The following is a 16718-nucleotide window of genomic DNA, read 5'->3' as shown; positions in this document are numbered from 1 at the left end:
TCGGGCGGTGACCCGTCCGGGTCTGCTCGGCGGTGCATCGAAGCCGGAGAATAGCATGAGCTGCCCTAACTGTTCACCTTTGGTGTGCGGCGTGTCGCGTTGCGTTCGGTGAACGAATCGGGCAGGGCCCGGCGTCGATCAGCGGCGGAGCCACTCCAGGGCGGCCGGTGCGCCGCCGAGCACCGACAGGTGCCCGTCGTCGTCGGTGATCCGCAGCTCGGCCGCCGGGCAGACCCCGGCCAGCCAGCGGCTGTGGCTGGCCGGCACCACCCGGTCGCGCCCGCCGTGCAGCAGCAGCACCGGGACGGTCACCCGGGCCGGGTCGAAGCCCCACGGGGTGACGTAGGCGAGGTCGTCGTCGACCAGGCCGTCCGGGCCGCCCCGCACCGCCGGACCCACCACCTCGTCGAGCCAGGCCCACGGCCCGGCCAGGGTGGCCAGGTCGGCCGGGGTGAACTCCGGGTCGTAGTCGGTGTCGGACGCGGCGTGCCGCTCCTTGACCGCCCGGCCCTGCGTGGCGGCCCGCAGCGACGCCTGCCCGGACGGCGTCATCCCGGCGAACCAGTCCAGCCCGGCCGCATCGTAGGGGGCGAGGCCGGCGACGGCGACGACGGCGACCACCCGGTCGGGGTGCACCGCGCCGCTGGCCAGCGCGTGCGGCGCACCGCCGGAGTGACCCACGGTGGCGTACCGGTCCAGGCCCAGCGCGTCGGCGACCCGGGCGACGTCGGCGGCGGCCGAGGCCACGTCCCGCCCGGGGCGTCGGGTCGAACCGCCGTAGCCGGGCCGGTCGTAGGACACCCAGCGCAGGCCGAGCCGGTCGGCGGCGGCGAACAGCGGGGCCGGCGGTGCGCCGATGTTGGGGGTGCCGTGGTGCCAGACGACCGGCAGCCGGCCGGTGCCGTCGTCGCCGGTGTCGTAGACGTGCAGGGTGCCGCCGTCCGGCAGCGGCACGTCGCGTTCGCTCGGCCCGGTCGGGCGGCTCACTGGCCGACCCAGCCCGTCGGGTTGCTGAACGACTCGCGGGAGATGCCGGAGCCGGTGCGGGGCCAGTCGCCGAACCGCCTGTCGTGCAGGTGGGCGAAGAAGTAGCAGATGCCCTGGAGGTGGGCGTCGGGCACCGCCCGGGTCGGGTCGGCCCGGACCGCCTCGTAGAACTCCCGACCGAGCGCCACCACATGGCCCCGGGCGTAGAGGAAACCGTCGTCGGAGCCGTCGACCACCGCGTGCACGTCGGCCCGGTCGATGTCGTACAGCTTGCGTTCGACGACCCGGTCGAGGGCGGTCAGCTCGGGGCTGGACAGGTCGGCGCAGAGCTGGCCCAACTGGTCGAGGAAGGCGTCCCGCCAGCCGTCGAACGCGTACGCGTCGTCGTCGGAGGCGGACCGGTCGCGGGTGAGCAGCGCCCGGCGCAGCGCGGCCGGCTCGGGGCCGAGCCGTTCCCAGGCGGCCTCCACCAGGGCCCAGAACCGGGCCTCCTCCTCGGCCGTGGGCAGCCGGTTCGCGGTTTCCGTGTCGCTCATGGGCAGCACCGTAGCGGGACGCCCCGACGTTCTCCGGGCACCCCGGGCGCGGGTGGCGCGGATGTCGGGGCCGCCCACCCGGGTGGGCGGCCCCGACGGGGTTCAGCGCGGCCGGCGGGGTACCGCGCGGACGAAGGCGGACCAGGCGGCCGGGCCGAACCGTAACGCCGGGCCGGCCATGTCCTTGCTGTCCCGTACGCCGATCAGGCCGGGCAGGTTGTCGGCCACCTCGACGCAGTTGCCGCCGCTCCCGCCGCTGCGGGTGCTCTTGCGCCAGACGGCACCGGCCAGGTCAGTCATGCCCACTCCTCGATGATCGCAGTGATCAGCTTCTCGGTTGCCGCCTCGTCCGCCGCGAGCGTCTCCAGGTCGGCCCAGACGCGGTCGTAGGCGGCGACCTCCGCCGGCTTGTCCAGATAGAGCGCGCCGGTGATGTTCTCCAGGTAGACGGTAGTCGGCTCCGTCGATGCCCGCCCGAACGCCTGCGGGAAGTCCAGCAGGACGAAGGTGCCCGTCTCGCTGGCCAACGGCGGGCCGGCGGTGAACGGCAGGACGCGCAGGCTCACGTTGGGCAGGGTGGCCATGTCGAGCAGGTGCCGGAGCTGCCCGGCCATCGCCCGCCGGTCGGGGAGGGTGCGCCGCAGCACCGCCTCGCTCAGCACCACCCTGAGGGTGGGCGCGCTGGGCAGCCGGCGGGTCAGGACGTGCTGGCGCTGCATGCGGACCTCGACGAGCTTTTCGCGCTCCGCCGGGCTCATGGTGGGATTCTTGCGAAGAAACAGTTCTGCCGCGTACTCGCGGGTCTGGAGCAGACCCGGGATCAGTTCCGAATCGTATTGACGCAGCGTCGACGCCGACGATTCGAGGCCGACGTAGAGCGAGAACCAGGACGGGACCACGTCGCCGTAGGAATGCCACCAGCCCTTGGCGCGGGTCTCCCGGGCGAGCCCGGTGACGATGGACGTCATCTCCTCGGGCACCCGGTACATCGCACACATGGCGCGGGCGTCCACCACCCGCACCGGCACCAGGCCCTTCTCGATGCGCCACACCTTCTGCCGGGAGCAGTCCAGCCCCTCGGCCGCGCGGTCCAGGGAGACCGAGGCGTCCTCGCGGAGCTGGGTGAGCAGCCGGCCGAGCTGTCGCCGGGGGACGGTTGAACCGCTTGTTTCCTCCGTCATGCAACATCACCGCACCCCTGGTGCAACAACAATTGTTTCCCCTGCGCCATTTCCGTCCTCCGTCCCTCGCGCGTCAAATCGACACGACATTAGGGGGAGGGGGAGTTGTTGCGCAAGGTGTCGGTCGTGTCGCAGGCTGTGAATTACCGGACGGTGATCCGGGCGCCAAAAATGGCGTCGACAATAGCCCGCTGTCCCGCTCGTAGCGAATAGCGCGCGGGCGGGGCGGCGCTATTTCCGGAAAGGACACCCGATGTGTGCCACCTGCGAGCGCGGAGCCCCGCCCGGGGTGGCGTCGTGACCGCCCGCCGCGAGGTGCCGCTGCTGGTCCGGCTCGCCTGGGACTGCCTGGACCAGCACCGGCGCGGTCGCTGCGGGAGGTGCGCCGAGGCCGGGTTCTGCCCGGTGGTGGAGGCCGCCCGGCACCGGATCAGGCAGTGGCGCAGGTTCCGGCACGTCTGGGGGCGGCGGTGAGCACGCTGCCGCCGAAGGCGGGTGACCTGGTGGACGTCGGCCGGGCGGCCAGTGTGCAGTTCGTCAGGCCGATCAGGTGCCGGGTGATCCGGGTGCTCGACTGGATCACCTACGACGGGTGGTGCTGGCTCGACGTCTACCAACTCGACGCCAGGGGGGACGCGGTGCTCCGGCGCTCGATCTTCGTACGGCCGGCGGGGTTGGTGATGGTGCGGCCCGCGCCGGTGCCGCGTGCGCCGAGCCGGGCGGGGGTGACGCCGAACATGCGGCGGGGGCCCCGGCCGGCGGGGGTGCCGCCGGCGGACGGTGGACGGGGCGCGGCCGGTGCGTCGCCCGAGCGCCGGCCGGCGGGCGGTGAGCGGGGTGCGTCGCCGGAGCGCCGGCCGGCGGGCGGTGAGCGGGGTGCGTCGCCGGAGCGCCGGCCGGCGGGCGGTGAGCGGGGTGCGTCGCCGGAGCGCCGGCCGGCGGGCGGTGAGCGGGGTGCGTCGCCGGAGCGCCGGCCGGCGGGCGGACGGGGTGCGGCCGGCGGCGGGTGACGGGAGTCAGGGCGTCGTCGTGGCGGCGAAGTAGGGCTCGGCCGCCTCCAGCCGGGGGACCCGGATGCCCCGGCTGCGGGCCTCGGCCAGGGTGTCGCGGCAGACCGCGCGCAGCTCCTCGGGGTTCGCGTGCGCCCGGGTCACCCGGCGCATCGGCGGGAAGCGGTTGAGCAGCAGGGACATCGCCGGTGCCGCCAGCCACGGGGGCGCGGTGAAGGGCAGCAGCTCGGCGCGGTGCCGCCGCAGGTCGACGCCGCGCGCCTCGACCAGCGGCAGCAGCTCGCGGGTGGCGAGGATCGCCTCGCGGAGGTCGCCGGTGGTCAGGGTGGACAGTGCGCCCCGCCGCAGGCTCTGCGTGTGCAGCCCGGCATTCTGCACGAAGTGGACCGACAGCCAGCCACGGAAGTCGGCGTTCTCCCGGACCCGGAACCCGGCGGCGCGGAACACCCGGCGCACGGCCTGCTCGCGGTCGGTCGGCGGCCGGTCGAGCGTGCCGAGGAAGACCACGGGCAGCAGGGACGCGCGCAGCACGCCGTCGTCGCCGAACCCGCCGCCGGCCCCGGGGAAGCCCCAGGCCACCTGGCCGGCGGGGAGGTCGGCGGTCGCGGTCAGCGGCTCCACCCACAGGTTGTTGAAGACGAGGACCGTGGCTCGGCCCACCCGGGGCCCGAGGAAGGCCGCCGCCTCGGCGAAGTTGTAGTGCTGCACGCTCAGCACGATCAGGTCGAAGTCGTGGTCGGGCTCCAGCGTCTCGCGGTAGCGCACCGGCCACGTCCCGGCGACCCGCCGGCCCCACGGCCGCCGCCGGGCGTCGAGCAGGTCGAGGTCGATCGCCTCCCCGTACGCCGCCGCCCGCCCCGGGCGGACGTAGAACTCCACCTGGTGGCCCGCCCGTTCCAGGGCCCACCCGTAGGTCGCGCTGATCACGCCCCGGCCGAACATCAAGATTTTCACGCGCACCTCGGAGGCTACAATTGGAGGCCATCTCCACTTCCAAAATATGGAGACAGTCTCCACTTGTCAACGCGAGGCCCCCACATGACCGACGCCAAGCCGCTGCGCGCCGACGCCCGCCGCAACCGCGACGCCCTGCTCGCCAAGGCCCGCGAACTGTTCGCCGAGGGTCGCTACGACCTGCGCTTCGACGACTTCGCCAAGCTGGCCGGGGTCGGCACCGGCACGCTCTACCGGCACTTCCCCACCCGGGAAGCCCTGGCCGAGGCGGTCTACCGGGAAGAACTCGCCGCCATGTGCGACCGGGCCCGTGAGGCGCAGACCACCCTTCCCCCCGACGAGGCGCTGGAGTCCTTCCTGCGGGGATTCGTGGCCCACCTGCACGACCACGAGGGCCTCGCCCGCACCCTGTCCACGCTGATGGCCGCCCGCTCCGGCGCGCTGGCCGAGGGCGCCGAAGCCCTCGGCCGGGCCGTCACCGACCTGCTGGCCGCCGCCGTCCGGGCCGGGAAGATCCGCGACGACGTGGGAGCCGGCGCGGTCATGATGGCCCTCCAGGGCATCTGCGCGGCCTACGGCCACCCGGCCTACCGGCCCGACGCGGACGGGGTGATCACCCTCGTCCTCGCCGGCCTGCGCCGGCCGGCACGATGAGCGCGGCCCGCGCCCCCACCGCCGGTGGCGGGGGAACGCGGGCCGCGCGGGAGGCCGGGGCGGGGTACGGGCCGCTCGTGGCTGCCCGTACCCCGCCGGTGGCTGCCCGTATCTTGCTGGTGGCTGCCCGTATCCCGCCGGTGGCTCAGGTGTCGTAGCGGCAGGTGCCGCCGGTGTTCGCCGTACAGTCGTTGAGCTGGAGGCTGTCCAGGTTGATGGCCTGGTTGCCGGTGGTGGACTGCGGCGGCACGTTCACGGTGATCCGCACGCTTGCGGCGTTCGCCGGGGCGGTGGCGGTCGTCCGGTACTCCAGCCAGTTGCTGGCGAGCGTGTCGGTCGCTCCGGTGCTGGTCGACAGCAGGGTGCCGCCCGAGTTGTACCAGGCGAGCTGGAGCTGAGTGTTCACCGCCGTGCCGCTGCGCAACCGGGTGAACAGCTTGTACGTCCGGCCGGCGGTGACCGTGGCCCGGTTCGTCAGCGAGATCGACGACGTGTTGGACGGCCCGGTGTAGGTGTTGAGCTGGACCGACCGACGACCGTCGAAGTAGGTGCAGGAGTTCGTCGAGATGCCGCAGGCGGGCGTCACCTGGTGCCAGCCGCCCGACGTGGTGAACGTCGACGTGCTGCTGCTGGGGGTGGCGGCCTCGACCGTACGCTGCTCGGCGGTGAGCAGGTCGTTGTTCGCGCCCACGTCGCAGCAGACCGGGGCGGTCAGCATCGGGTGGTTCGCCACGTTCACCTTCGCCGTCGACGGGCTCGGGTCGATGTAGAAGCTGGCCGACAGCTCACTCGGGTCGTAGTAGCTGCGGAACCCCGGATCGGTGTTCCAGTTGTCCCACCAGCCGTACATGATGTCCGGCACGTAGGAGGCCCCCGTCTCGGCCATCCAGGCGTGCCCCGCGCCGAGCACGTGCAGCAGCTCGTGGCCGGCCACACCGGTCGTCCACGACTCGGTCACCGCCGAGCAGTGCACGCCGCTGGAGTTCCCGCCGGACGGGCACTGGTAGGCGTCGGAGTTCGACGCGAAATCGGTGAACACCAGGTAGATCCGGTTGCTGTCCTGGTATCCGGCGGAGACCAGGTCACTGCGGACCGTGCTGGCGGGGGTGTTCGGGTTCGCCCCGGCGTCGATCTTCTCGGGCACGACCAGGGACCTGGCGTAGCCGGCGTACGTGCTGGTGTCGTAGCCCGTACGGCAGCTGAAGTTGTAGTGCTGGTCGTAGTTGGTCGACTCGTCGAGCGCCCAGTCGATCCGGTCCACCACCTTGGCGATGTACTCGACGTTGGCCTCGTAGTTGTTGCCGACACCGTCGTGCCAGGCGTAGATCACCTGGACGGCGGGGGTCGCGCCGGTCGGTGCGGCCGGGTTGGCGACGGTGGACTGGCAGCCGCGCTTGGGCACCGTGGGCATGCTCGGCTGCGCGTACGGCTGGGCCGGCTCGGTGCCGGGCCCCCAGGCCAGGGCGGCGGTCGGGGCGGAGAGCACCGCGAGAGCGGTGGCCAGGGTGGCGGCGGCGACGGCGGTCAGGGTGCGCGGTCGTCGGGTCCGGAACGGGGACCGGGGCAAGGATGCTCCTCGGTTGGTGGTGGACACCGCCGGTTGACGGTGCGTGTCCATCCAAACGAGCTGCGTGACATTCATCAACATTGATCGATAGTGAAGAACGTCTCTCCCAGGTCCTGGATAAACGCTTGCCCTGTGACGAGTAACCTGTAGTGACAGATCCGTCACCTGTGGTGGGGTGGGTCGGTGTGGAGGTCGGCGTGGGTGCGCCCGGCAGGATTCGAACCTGCGGCCTTGGGATTAGAAGTGGTATTCACCCTTGATCCTTTGTATCACTAGCTTCGCTACCTGCAGAGACTCCTTTTTGTGTCCCTTCGCTTTCTTCGCATAGAAGATAGATCCGCGGGTATGCCTGAGGTGGACTATTCCTGATTAAGTCGCCCCTGCTTGCGCCCTGTGATAGTGGGCGCGTTTAGGTGGACCGCTGAGCATGCCAACATCTGACGCGATTAATCGGCGCTTGCTCCGACGCTGATCATGGCCCGCCCCTTAGGCGGGAACATGCTCAGCGCGTCGCATCGCCTATACCTTTGGGGCCGGAATCCCGTGGGCGCCGTCGCCGTATCGCAGTTTGGGGAGTGCCCTAACTCTGGGGATTTGAGTGCTCGAGAATCGCTGCGCGAAGATCCTGCGGCAGCGCAAGCCGATGCCATGTTGACTCTTCCATCAGGGCGCTCTTGCGAGCCGAAGCGATCCCATAAAGAGAAGCAGTGATAGTCGAAAGAAGACGAGTCTTGCCAAATTCACTCGCGATACCTTGTAACTTCAGGAGCTGATCTTGGTAGTCGGCATCGCGCAGGCGAGCGCGTAGCGCGCTGACCAGAATTTGATGCGATTCCTTGTCGTCAAGCTCTCTTATCCCATCGACTACTCGATCGACGTCGCCGTTCTTCCTTAGATCTAAGGCGATAGCCGAACTGAGTAGATCCGCGTAGCTTTTCCTCGAAATTGGCAGCCTGGGCTGCGGCAAGTCCCTGGAGGTGACCTCGGAGAAAGTCAGGCAAATGCTATAAGCTCCGAAGAGTTCTGGGGAAGGATCTCTCGTCCAGCAAGCTTGCAGGATCTTCAGCAGGCCTCCAACTGCGCCGCCATGGACGAAGAAGTCGTACCCGCGAATGGCTCGGATGTGCGGATCCCATGCCTCAGAGGAGGTGTCGTACGGCTGGCAAGCTTGAAGCGCGAAAAGCCCGAGGTATTTGGCGGGTCCAGCGAGGAGGATGCGCAGCAATTCGTCGAGCCAGGGAGACGGTTTCAGCCCCTGCTCTCCGCCCCATCTCAACCTATTGATATAGCTGTGCAGGCCGTAGGAGATTTCAGCGCTTCGACGCAGATCGGGGTGGCTGAGCGCGGCCACGACCTCTCGCCCATAGGCGTCGTCGAAACTAAAGCTGATCTCGGCTGAAGGGAGAAGTGAGACATACAAGTGAAGATCGGACAGCGAGATGCCTGCTATTAGATTCTCCTCCGTGTTCCGCCAATCACCAACATCACCAAACTCGCCCGCCTCCGCCGCTGCGGCAGTTCCGATCCAATCGTTGTCTTTTCGAGCAACATCCATGGCCTTCGTTAGCACCCAGGGCGTGATCGAATAGTAGAATAGCTCTGCTTCCGTTGGATCGGCTTCGCCTGCCGATCTGATAGCCTGAGCAAGGCGCTGTCTCGTCGGGCTCCTCAGGAGATCAACAATCTTGTTCAGGAAATCCCAGGTTGGGTTCTCGGTGAAGAAGCTAAATCCTGAAGCAAAGACCTGTTCGGGTTGCTCGATACTGATGAACCTTGCCTCGCCGGCCACGGATCCATCCTGCAGCCTGATCCGAGCTGCAAGGCGTCGTAAGCCGTCTTGCAGCGACGAAAACTCTCTTATGGAAGCCAGCGGAGCTGGCATGGTTTCAATAGGACTCCACACAGTGGGGTGGTGCACTTGCTTGTCAAGTAGCGATATGACCTCGCTTGGCTTGAGTGAGGGCAAAGCTCTGGTGATAGCGTCTCGAATGATGCCTGGCCGCCCGTCGCCAATGTTAATGAGACTCTGAAGTTCCTTCTCGTCAGGCTTTTCTAGCCAAGGTTTCGCCCTCTCTACTAGGCCATTGAGAGTTGTATTCCCAACGTCTGCGATGCGTGAGATCATGAACGCGGCCTGGGCGGCATGCGGCCCGGGCCCTAAAAGAAAACTCCCGAGAACCTCGATGTATATCGGAGCCGTCCGCTCCTGAAAGACGGAGACGAGGCGGTTAATCAGATCGTCATCGTGAGTGCCGACAAGTCTGAGAGCGAGACGAGTAAGGGTGCGTGACATAGCAGGCTGGCGCCCTGCCGGTCCGTCCTCTAGCAGATCCAATGCTAGACGTGATCCCGCATCTATTCTCGTGCTAATTTCATCATCTGGCTCGTCATTCAGTTCTTGGCAGATCTGTCCAATAGTGTCACGTAGGTAGCGTCGATCATTAAATGCTTTTCCGGCTGCAAAGAGAAAGACGTTTCGCCAGTTCGAGACCGCTGCGATGGAGCGCAACCGTGCTTGAGCGATGCCATCCTCAGCATCCATCAGGCCTTCTGCTGCCATGAACTCTTGGAGGGAACGGATTTCGAAGCCCACTAATCCGCTTTCGAGGCCTACCAGGAAGACCAAGCGATTGGTTGCAGCCTCAATAATGCTAGCAGATATTTCCCGTAGTTGGATCTCCTCATGGCCTTCGTCATTCAGATAGCTTGCTACGATCCCGGAAAACTGCTGGGTGGTCAGCCTTGAGTCGGTTCCTCCCGATCTTTCACTTTCGATCTGCAAGACCATGCCGACTCGCCTGTGAATTGCATCAATGTCTGTTCGGTAATCCCGAAGAATGGATGCGGCGGGGATATCGCGTTCGATTTCGCGCTGATAGATTAGGTTATAGTATTCGCTGAAGAGCGTCCATCTTTCTTGGGGGGGTTGCCCCATCCGATCGACAAGGAGGGTCATGATGGTGACTTGCAGGGGGCTTTTCATTAGCCTGGCCGTCGATGAGGCCTTGAGGGCTCTTTCGAGTCTACCGATGACCTTGTCAAATCGCGTAGGATCCTGGCCGAACCGGATTTGCGTTAGCCGTCGCGCATAGTCCATCGCAATGGTCCCAGGTAGAGGCTCTAGGTATAGATGCTGATAGAGTGATGGCGAAAAGTCTTCATTGTAGCCTTGCGGGCGGCTTGTGGCAATGATTAAGACGTCGATCTGCTCGGTCACGACGTCGATCCGGAAGTCTCTCACACAATCGAGTAGTTGGTCCCTGTTGGTGGAGGCGGGAACTTCGTCGAGACCATCCAATATTAGAATCGAAGGATATGCAAGCAGAAGCTCCTTCACTTCTGTCCCGCTGAGATTTCTGCCTGCCCGTTTAGATATATGTGCGCCCAGGTAATCCAGTAGGCTATCCACTTTTTCGTCGGCGAGATCTTTCGCGAACTCGCTAAGCACGATTCGAAAAGGAAGGCGGCGGGCATCTGGACGGGGAAGTTGCCCGACTTCCCATTGCTTCACGACCCCATTCATTGCAGCTACCGCAGGCGCGTCGAGGAGGTTAGGGTTGACATCGTCAAGCAGTGCGGTTCTAAAGATCTGGCAAATGAACTGTCCTAGAGTGGTCTTTCCCTGCCCTGGCCCTCCAATAAGTACGATGCGTCCAACTGCCTCAGCAGCAGCCGCACTGTGGCCCCGTTGCGTCCCGTCGGCACCCTTGATGAAACGCTGCTTTGACGCTTCGACAACGCTTGTGGCGAACTTGAGCCGATTACGGCTTCCCCGCTCCAAGCGGTCTGGGTCTCTCACTCGTTCGACAGATACTGGTAGGTCAACGAAGACCTGGGAAAGATGAATTGCTTCGTCGGCAGAGTGCCCCGCCTGCTCAAGCTTGGCGAACTGGTCGGAGAGTAGCTCCTTCTGCAGATAGTTGATGACTACTTTATGGTAGTCCGGGCGCTGGGGTCTTAGGTGCTTCGCAAGTTCAAATAGGACGTCGCCCGGCATGATCCATGCTGCGAATGCGATTCGAACGGAGTGGTTGTTGTTGAGTAAGACGCGAATCTTGTCATAATCCCAAATGTCAAATCCTTTGAGGTTGTTCTCCTTTGCAAAATCCTTTAGTAGTCGAGATATGCGGTCCTTGCCTCCTGTGTCTGCGGCGGGAGTGAGGGTCGCATTAGTCGCGAAGATATAGTAATCTGGCTTCTGTCGCTTTCGGCCTCTATCGCTATATGCATGAAGTTCCTTCCGGAGTTCGCTCTCAGCCCAACTTGTATCGTTTTGCCCGGGTCTCTGTCGGAACTTGGCTTGTATCACTCCATAGCCATGCCACGGGTGGCCTTCGGGGCCGTAATTAGTCGGGCCGTCGAACGTCGCTTCCCTGCCGCCGTCCGGACCGTCCCCGAAGGGTGTTGCCTCCGGTGTGACGGCTGCATGAGTCAGAGACTGAATCAAGTGCTCGAAGGTGCGAGGGGAAAGTCCGTCGAGTCGATAGTCCAACGCTGTCTCTTTCTGCTGAGGAGTCGGCGGGCTGGAGTGCAATGGCAGGCAATTTACCAGAACGTACCTTGTGGACAGAGCCCTGATCGGCTTCAGTTTGCGAGCGCGACGACTGCTGCTCGACGCGATACGGGGGGCGGCTGAACCATCTCTGGGTCTCCACATCTCCGCAGGGACGGCATGATCTGGGCCAATTGGTGCGGAGGTGGAGAACTTCTGAGGCTTCATCTCCGCGAGGTGCCGTCATCTCCGCAGCAGGTGGCGGAGATCAAGACCTCTACTCATTTCGGACAGTCTGATCTCGGCAGAGGTCTTGGAGTATCGCGAAGCTACGAAGTTGGTTCAGCGGGTTGCACCCGTAGTGCTCGACCCAGAACACGGTCTGGTCTCGGCCGTTGCGACCAGCGCGGATGCGTGGCCTCGTCATCGTCCGGCCTACCCGGTGAGGATTTGGCCAAATTGCAACAGGTTTGGCAGTCTTTCGGCATGGTTGGTGATGAATTGTCCATCCTCCCCGGGTCGATGATGTCGCTGCCGAGGTGCATCGGCTCGGCGTCGCGACGCAGATCTGCGAAGGTCATCGCACGGCTACCGTGGCGGCCGAAGAACGCGCTTCGGCGTGCGTCGACTTCGTTGATCTCGCAGACGTCGGCGGCGTTGGTGAGCAGTCTGTCAATGCCGTGGTCGGTGATGAACCCGCTGGCTTGCGCCCATGGGGTAAACCGCCGTCTGCGGGGTGGAGCCAGAAAGTTGGTCGGGCGCGCCCGTAGGCCAAGTGACCGCACTGACCTATACATCATCGTCGGCCATCGGCCAAGAGCAGCGCTCGCCGGCCTCCACCCAGTACGCAGACCTCGCCGGCACGCTTCATCCAACGTCTGGGACGTACGGGCTGCAAATGACGTTGGTGAACTGGCACAACGAATCCGATGTGGCCCTGATCTGCTGCGCTCGTGTGATGCGGGCAGCTCCCGAGGGTGAGCCGAAGCTCCGTCTGCAGCGATGTGCGCCTCGGCCTGGTGCTCCGGCCTGTTTCGTACCCCATGCGGGTGGTGGCCTCGATGTCGGCCACCTCTAGCCACCGGTCCAGGAGTTGGTCGAGCGTGGCGCGGGTGCGCGGGTTACGTCGCTCGTCGACCTGGGCCAGCAACCGGGTACGCGCCTTCTCGGCTTCCTTGGCGGCGGTGCGGCCGGCGGGGATGACCTCGGTCAGGCAGTGCCGTTTGCCGCTGATCGGGTCGACGCCCGCATAGACCTTCACGCGGAGTGACCCGCTGGGTAGGGTTTCGATCTCGCCGCGCTGGCGCTTGCTGCGTCCGTTCGAGGCTGCCACGCGGCCACCGTGACGCGCTCGCACCACGGATAGCCCCACGCGAGCTGATCAGAAGGGGAAAGTATCTGTGCGCCCGGCAGGATTCGAACCTGCGGCCTTGGGATTAGAAGTCCCCTGCTCTATCCGCTGAGCTACGGGCGCGCGGCGTACGTGTCGCGCCAAGAGGGTACCGCCGACCCCCCGTCGTACGGCGGAACGGGTCGCATCCGGACACGCGTGATCAGCGTCGCACGGCACCCCCGATCCGGGCACCCCTCTTCCGCCCGGCGCGGCGGGCCGTACCCTCGGGTCCGTGCTGCTGGAACCCGACGCCGAAGACGAGGTCGCCTACGAGCTGTGCCAGCTCCTGGGCCGGGCCATCCTGCCGGTCGACACGGCCGGCGACCCGGGCACCGCCTTCTTCCTCGGCCATCCGGCCGGCGAGTTCCTGCTCACCGCCGACGTGGTCGCCGGGCGGGCGCAGCGGCTCGGCCTGCGGTCCAGTGTCACCGAGCCGGCCGGCGTGGCGGGCGCGTCGCTGCCGCTGGCGGATCTGTCGGCGGGCTGGAGCCGGGACGCACGGCTCGGCGTGGCGGCCCGGCCCACCGGCGAGCTGCACGGGTACGCCGCCGGGCAGGGCTGGCGGTGGCGGGTGCAGCCGGTGCCGGCCGCGGTCGCCGTGACGGCGGACGATCTCGACGCGTTCGGTGCCGGGCCGGTCACCGCGATCGTGCTGGCCCTCGGCGTCGGCGGCGACGGTAGCCGACCGCTGGAGGTCGCCGTCGAGCGGGCCGTCCGCGACGGCGACCGGCTGCGGATCACCGCCGTGCTCCCCGCCGGCTACGTCGGCGCTCCCGTCTTCGGGGTACGTTCCGACGCCGCCGGGGAGGTCGGCCTGCGCTGCCTCGGCGTGCTCCTACCCGCCGACGAAGCGCCCAACGGCGAAGCGCCCGCCGACGACGCGCCCGCCGACGAAGCGCCCGCCAGCGAAGCGCCCAACGGCGAAGCGCCCAACGGCGAAGCGCCCGGAGGCGGCCACCCGGTGGCGACCCTCGACCGCGTGCTCGCCGCCCTGCCCACCTCCTGAACGCCCCTCCGCCTCCCGGCCACCGCCGGGCTGCCTACCCCGACGGCTTGATCGACTCAAGTGGGCCGATGTGGCGGCATCCCGCGTGCCGGTTACCGCTGCATCGGCCCACTTGAGTCGATCCTCGACCCGGAGGAGGCCCCGGGCTCAGGTCCGGGGGTCGGTGGGGCAGCGGGCGCGGGCGGGGGCGGATCGGCGTCCGGCAGGGTGGGGCCGGCACCGAGGAACGCGTCGGCCCACCGGCCGACCTCGGTGAAGACCCGTTCGCGTACGGCGGGGCCGGAGAGGACCAGGTCGTGCTTGCCGCCGTCGAAGCGGGCCACTGTCACGTGCCGGCCGAGCCGGGGCGCCCAGCGGACCATGTGCTCCACGTCCAGCACCGCGTCGGCCAGGGCCGCCGAGTCGTGCCAGCGGGTGCCCCGGAAACTCCGGGTCGAGCAGGCCACCAGCACGGGGACGGGAATGTCCAGCCCGGCGCGGAGCTGCCGCTGGGCGGTGCGGATGGCGGTCAGCCAGCCGGCCCGGACGGGGAACCCGGCGAGCGGCTTCCAGGCCAGGTCGTACGTCCACTCGCCCCGATGGTCGGCGTGCAGGCTCTCGCCGTACACGGTGCCCAGGCCGAAGGGGAGGATGCGGTGCGGCGCGCGACGGCCCAGCCGGGAGACGGCGGCCGCGAGGGGGCGACGGACCAGCCAGGGGGCGTTGAGGTCGAAGAAGGGGCTGTTCAGGACGAGCCCGTCGACCGCTGCGGCGTCGCGGCGGGCGTGTGCCCACAGCGAGATGATCAGGCCGCCGGTGGAGTGGCCCATGGCGAGCAGGGTGTCGTGCCCGTCCTCGTCGCGGATGATCTTCGCGGCGGCGTCCAGCTCGGGGAAGTAGTCGCTGAGGTCGCGGCAGAAGTTCGGGGTCTGGTGCGGTAGCAGGCTGCGGCCGTACTTGCGCAGGTCGAGGGCGTAGAAGTCCCAGCCGCGCTCGGCGTAGAAGTCGGCCAGGTGGGTCTGGAAGAAGTAGTCGACGAAGCCGTGCACGTAGAGCACCGCCCGGCCGGTCGGGCGGTCGGCGCGCCGCCGGACCAGGGTCGCGACCACCGGACCCTCGTCGTCGGTGCCCAGGTCGATCGTCTGCCGCTCGTACGGCGGCCCCAGCACGTCCTGTTCCACGACCGCGACGCTACGCCCCGCAGGCTACCGGGCGGTAGCCCCGGGTCGGACGTCGTGCTGGAGGGCGTCGGCGCGGCCGATCGCCCGCTGCCCGGACGGTGGCGGGCCGCCCGAGCCGGGCCGTTCCCCTCCGGCGGGGGAGGGGAACGGCCCGGTGTCAGGTCAGGCGGTCTCGGCGTCCACCCGGTCGAGGTTCCCGTCAGCGTCGAGTTCCGGGGCGGGGGTGGGCTGGGCCATCTCCCGGATGTGCTTGTTGTGCCGGGGCTCCTGCCTGGTCTTGGCGTCGTTGAGCTTGCGGCGCAGGTCGTCCCGGGCGTCGTTGAGGGCGGCCCGCAGGTCCTCCTCGCTCGACGTGGTGACGATCTTCTGCCGGCCGGCGATCCAGCACTCCAGGGTGACCTTCTGCCCGCGCGCCTCCCGGTCCTTGACCGACACCTCCAGCTCGGTGGCGTCGGCGTGGAAGGCGGCCAGCCGGGCGTCCAGGGTGCCGAACTGCTCGACGATCCAGTTCCGGTCGCCCTGGGAGAAGCCCGCGCCCATCCGCAGGCACTCGGCCACGGTCGCCGGGTTCGCCACCGCGCTCATCGCCGCACCTCCCGCTCGGTGCGGACGGAACCGGTCGTACGCAACGGGGTCCGAATCATCAGCGTTGCCTTTCTCGTCGGACGTCGTGCCTGGTGGTGCCTGGGTGATCAACTCTTTACCCAGCCGGGGTCGACCTCACTCCGGGTGACGCCACCTTCCCCTGACGTCGTGACCCGGGGGGTGGGATCGGCTCCGCCCCCTGATCCTCGCCCCGGCCGGTCGGGCCACCCCAGGGCCTGATGGCCTAGCACACCGGGACCTTGATCAGGTGGCCGTCCACAGGCGCTCCGGTTGTCCACAGGACCGGGGTCGGGGCCTCGCGTCGCCGGGCAGAACCGGCCAGGCTCGGTCCCGAGTCGACTCGCCATTGCATCCACAGGCCCCTGGGAGGGGACGATGTTCGATACCTACGTCACGGTCGTCGGCAACGTGCTGACCGCGCCGGAATGGCGTCGTACGGCGCAGAGCAACACCCTGGTCGCCAACTTCAAGGTGGCCTCGACCGCCCGCCGCCTCAACCGCGACAGCGGCCGGTGGGTGGACGGCAACAGCCTGCGCGTCCGGGTCAACTGCTGGCGCAAGCTGGCCGAGGGGGTGGCCGCCTCGGTCATGGTCGGCGACCCGGTGGTGGTCGCGGGACGGCTCTACACCCGCGACTGGACCGACGACGCCGGCAACCACCGGGTGCTCTACGAGTTGGAGGCGGTCGCGGTCGGGCACGACCTGTCCCGGGGCCGGTCCCGCTTCCTGCGCAACCGGCCGAGCATGGCCACCAGCACGGTGGAGGACGCGGCGGCGGCCCAGCGGGTGCACGGCGAGCCGACCGAGCCGGTGCCGGCCGACCAGGCGCCCGCCGCGCCGGACGACCGCCCCCTCGACGACGACTTCGACCTGTCCGGCTTCGGCTTCCCGCGCGCCGGCCACGACCTGCCGGGCGGCGGGTACGTCCCGCCGGCCGACCCGTTCGACGACGAACCCGACGACGACCTGGCCCCGCTGCCCGACGACGAACCGGCGATGCCGTCCGGCGGCGGGGACCGGCCGGGCGACGGGGACGGCCCGGCCGGTGGGGACGGTCCGGGCGGTGAGGGCGGTCCGGGCGGCGGGGACCGGCCGGGCGACGGGGACGGCCCGGCCGGTGGGGACGGTCCGGGCGGTGAGGGCGGTCCGGGCGACGGGGACGGTCCGGGCGG

The 16718-nt window shown here is 68.0% G+C and carries 12 protein-coding genes, 1 tRNA gene and 3 pseudogenes; 5 read left to right on the top strand and 11 right to left on the bottom strand.

Annotated elements, in window-relative coordinates; translation table 11 throughout:
• Positions 1-138: 138 nt before the first annotated feature.
• The 4 genes from ACN268_RS15520 to ACN268_RS15505 form a co-directional block, all read right to left on the bottom strand.
• On the bottom strand, positions 139-987 hold the full coding sequence (locus tag ACN268_RS15520; RefSeq protein ID WP_421483804.1) for an alpha/beta fold hydrolase: 849 nt from the start codon (positions 985-987) through the stop codon (positions 139-141).
• Positions 984-1523: a DUF4240 domain-containing protein gene (locus ACN268_RS15515; RefSeq protein WP_421483803.1), complete on the bottom strand. Its 540-nt coding sequence runs from the start codon at positions 1521-1523 to the stop codon at positions 984-986. The genes ACN268_RS15520 and ACN268_RS15515 overlap by 4 nt, the downstream gene beginning before the upstream one ends.
• A gap of 102 nt (positions 1524-1625) precedes the next feature.
• Positions 1626-1823: a DUF397 domain-containing protein gene (locus ACN268_RS15510; RefSeq protein ID WP_421483802.1), complete on the bottom strand. Its 198-nt coding sequence runs from the start codon at positions 1821-1823 to the stop codon at positions 1626-1628.
• The gene (locus ACN268_RS15505) at positions 1820-2704 is read right to left on the bottom strand and encodes a helix-turn-helix domain-containing protein (protein ID WP_421483801.1); all 885 of its coding nucleotides are present in this window, start codon (positions 2702-2704) and stop codon (positions 1820-1822) included. Before ACN268_RS15505 ends, ACN268_RS15510 begins: the two co-directional genes overlap by 4 nt.
• 297 nt (positions 2705-3001) lie before the next feature.
• On the opposite strand from ACN268_RS15505, the gene ACN268_RS15500 reads away from it, so the two are divergent.
• A complete protein-coding gene (locus tag ACN268_RS15500) occupies positions 3002-3178 on the top strand; it encodes a hypothetical protein (RefSeq protein ID WP_421483800.1) in 177 nt (58 codons plus the stop codon).
• A 5-nt stretch (positions 3179-3183) separates the two neighbouring features.
• A pseudogene (locus ACN268_RS15495) lies at positions 3184-3471 on the top strand (hypothetical protein); the annotation flags it as partial.
• Between the two features lie 249 nt (positions 3472-3720).
• Here ACN268_RS15495 and ACN268_RS15490 read toward each other — a convergent pair.
• Positions 3721-4668 carry a ketopantoate reductase family protein gene (locus tag ACN268_RS15490; RefSeq protein ID WP_421483799.1) on the bottom strand — a complete coding sequence of 316 codons (948 nt, stop codon included), beginning with the start codon at positions 4666-4668 and terminating at the stop codon, positions 3721-3723.
• An 84-nt stretch (positions 4669-4752) separates the two neighbouring features.
• Here ACN268_RS15490 and ACN268_RS15485 point away from each other — a divergent pair, with 84 nt between their 5' ends.
• Entirely contained in the window at positions 4753-5322 is a 570-nt protein-coding gene (locus ACN268_RS15485; protein ID WP_421483798.1) for a TetR/AcrR family transcriptional regulator, read from the top strand.
• A 145-nt stretch (positions 5323-5467) separates the two neighbouring features.
• On the opposite strand, the gene ACN268_RS15480 is transcribed toward ACN268_RS15485, so the two are convergent.
• From ACN268_RS15480 to ACN268_RS15465, 4 genes and pseudogenes are all read right to left on the bottom strand, one after another.
• Positions 5468-6889: a hypothetical protein gene (locus tag ACN268_RS15480; protein WP_421483797.1), complete on the bottom strand. Its 1422-nt coding sequence runs from the start codon at positions 6887-6889 to the stop codon at positions 5468-5470.
• A 580-nt stretch (positions 6890-7469) separates the two neighbouring features.
• Positions 7470-11381: an NACHT domain-containing protein gene (locus ACN268_RS15475; protein ID WP_421483796.1), complete on the bottom strand. Its 3912-nt coding sequence runs from the start codon at positions 11379-11381 to the stop codon at positions 7470-7472.
• A 1036-nt stretch (positions 11382-12417) separates the two neighbouring features.
• A pseudogene (locus ACN268_RS15470) lies at positions 12418-12753 on the bottom strand (site-specific integrase); the annotation flags it as partial.
• A gap of 29 nt (positions 12754-12782) precedes the next feature.
• Positions 12783-12855: transfer RNA gene (locus tag ACN268_RS15465), tRNA-Arg, on the bottom strand.
• Positions 12856-13006: 151 nt separating this feature from the next.
• On the opposite strand from ACN268_RS15465, the gene ACN268_RS15460 reads away from it, so the two are divergent.
• Positions 13007-13780 carry a hypothetical protein gene (locus ACN268_RS15460; protein ID WP_421483795.1) on the top strand — a complete coding sequence of 258 codons (774 nt, stop codon included), beginning with the start codon at positions 13007-13009 and terminating at the stop codon, positions 13778-13780.
• Between the two features lie 92 nt (positions 13781-13872).
• On the opposite strand, the gene ACN268_RS15455 is transcribed toward ACN268_RS15460, so the two are convergent.
• Positions 13873-14940, bottom strand: coding sequence for an alpha/beta hydrolase (locus ACN268_RS15455; RefSeq protein WP_421483794.1), 1068 nt, complete (start codon positions 14938-14940; stop codon positions 13873-13875).
• A 162-nt stretch (positions 14941-15102) separates the two neighbouring features.
• Positions 15103-15525, bottom strand: coding sequence for an HPF/RaiA family ribosome-associated protein (locus ACN268_RS15450; RefSeq protein WP_421483793.1), 423 nt, complete (start codon positions 15523-15525; stop codon positions 15103-15105).
• 396 nt (positions 15526-15921) lie between these two features.
• On the opposite strand from ACN268_RS15450, the pseudogene ssb reads away from it, so the two are divergent.
• A pseudogene (gene ssb / locus ACN268_RS15445) lies at positions 15922-16509 on the top strand (single-stranded DNA-binding protein); the annotation flags it as partial.
• Positions 16510-16718 lie beyond the last annotated feature (209 nt).

This window comes from Micromonospora sp. WMMD735, from assembly GCF_049178995.1.
In the GTDB taxonomy this organism is placed as follows: domain Bacteria; phylum Actinomycetota; class Actinomycetes; order Mycobacteriales; family Micromonosporaceae; genus Micromonospora; species Micromonospora wenchangensis.
The sequence above is the reverse complement of the archived record's forward strand: the minus strand, read 5'-3'. Positions and strand labels throughout refer to the sequence as shown.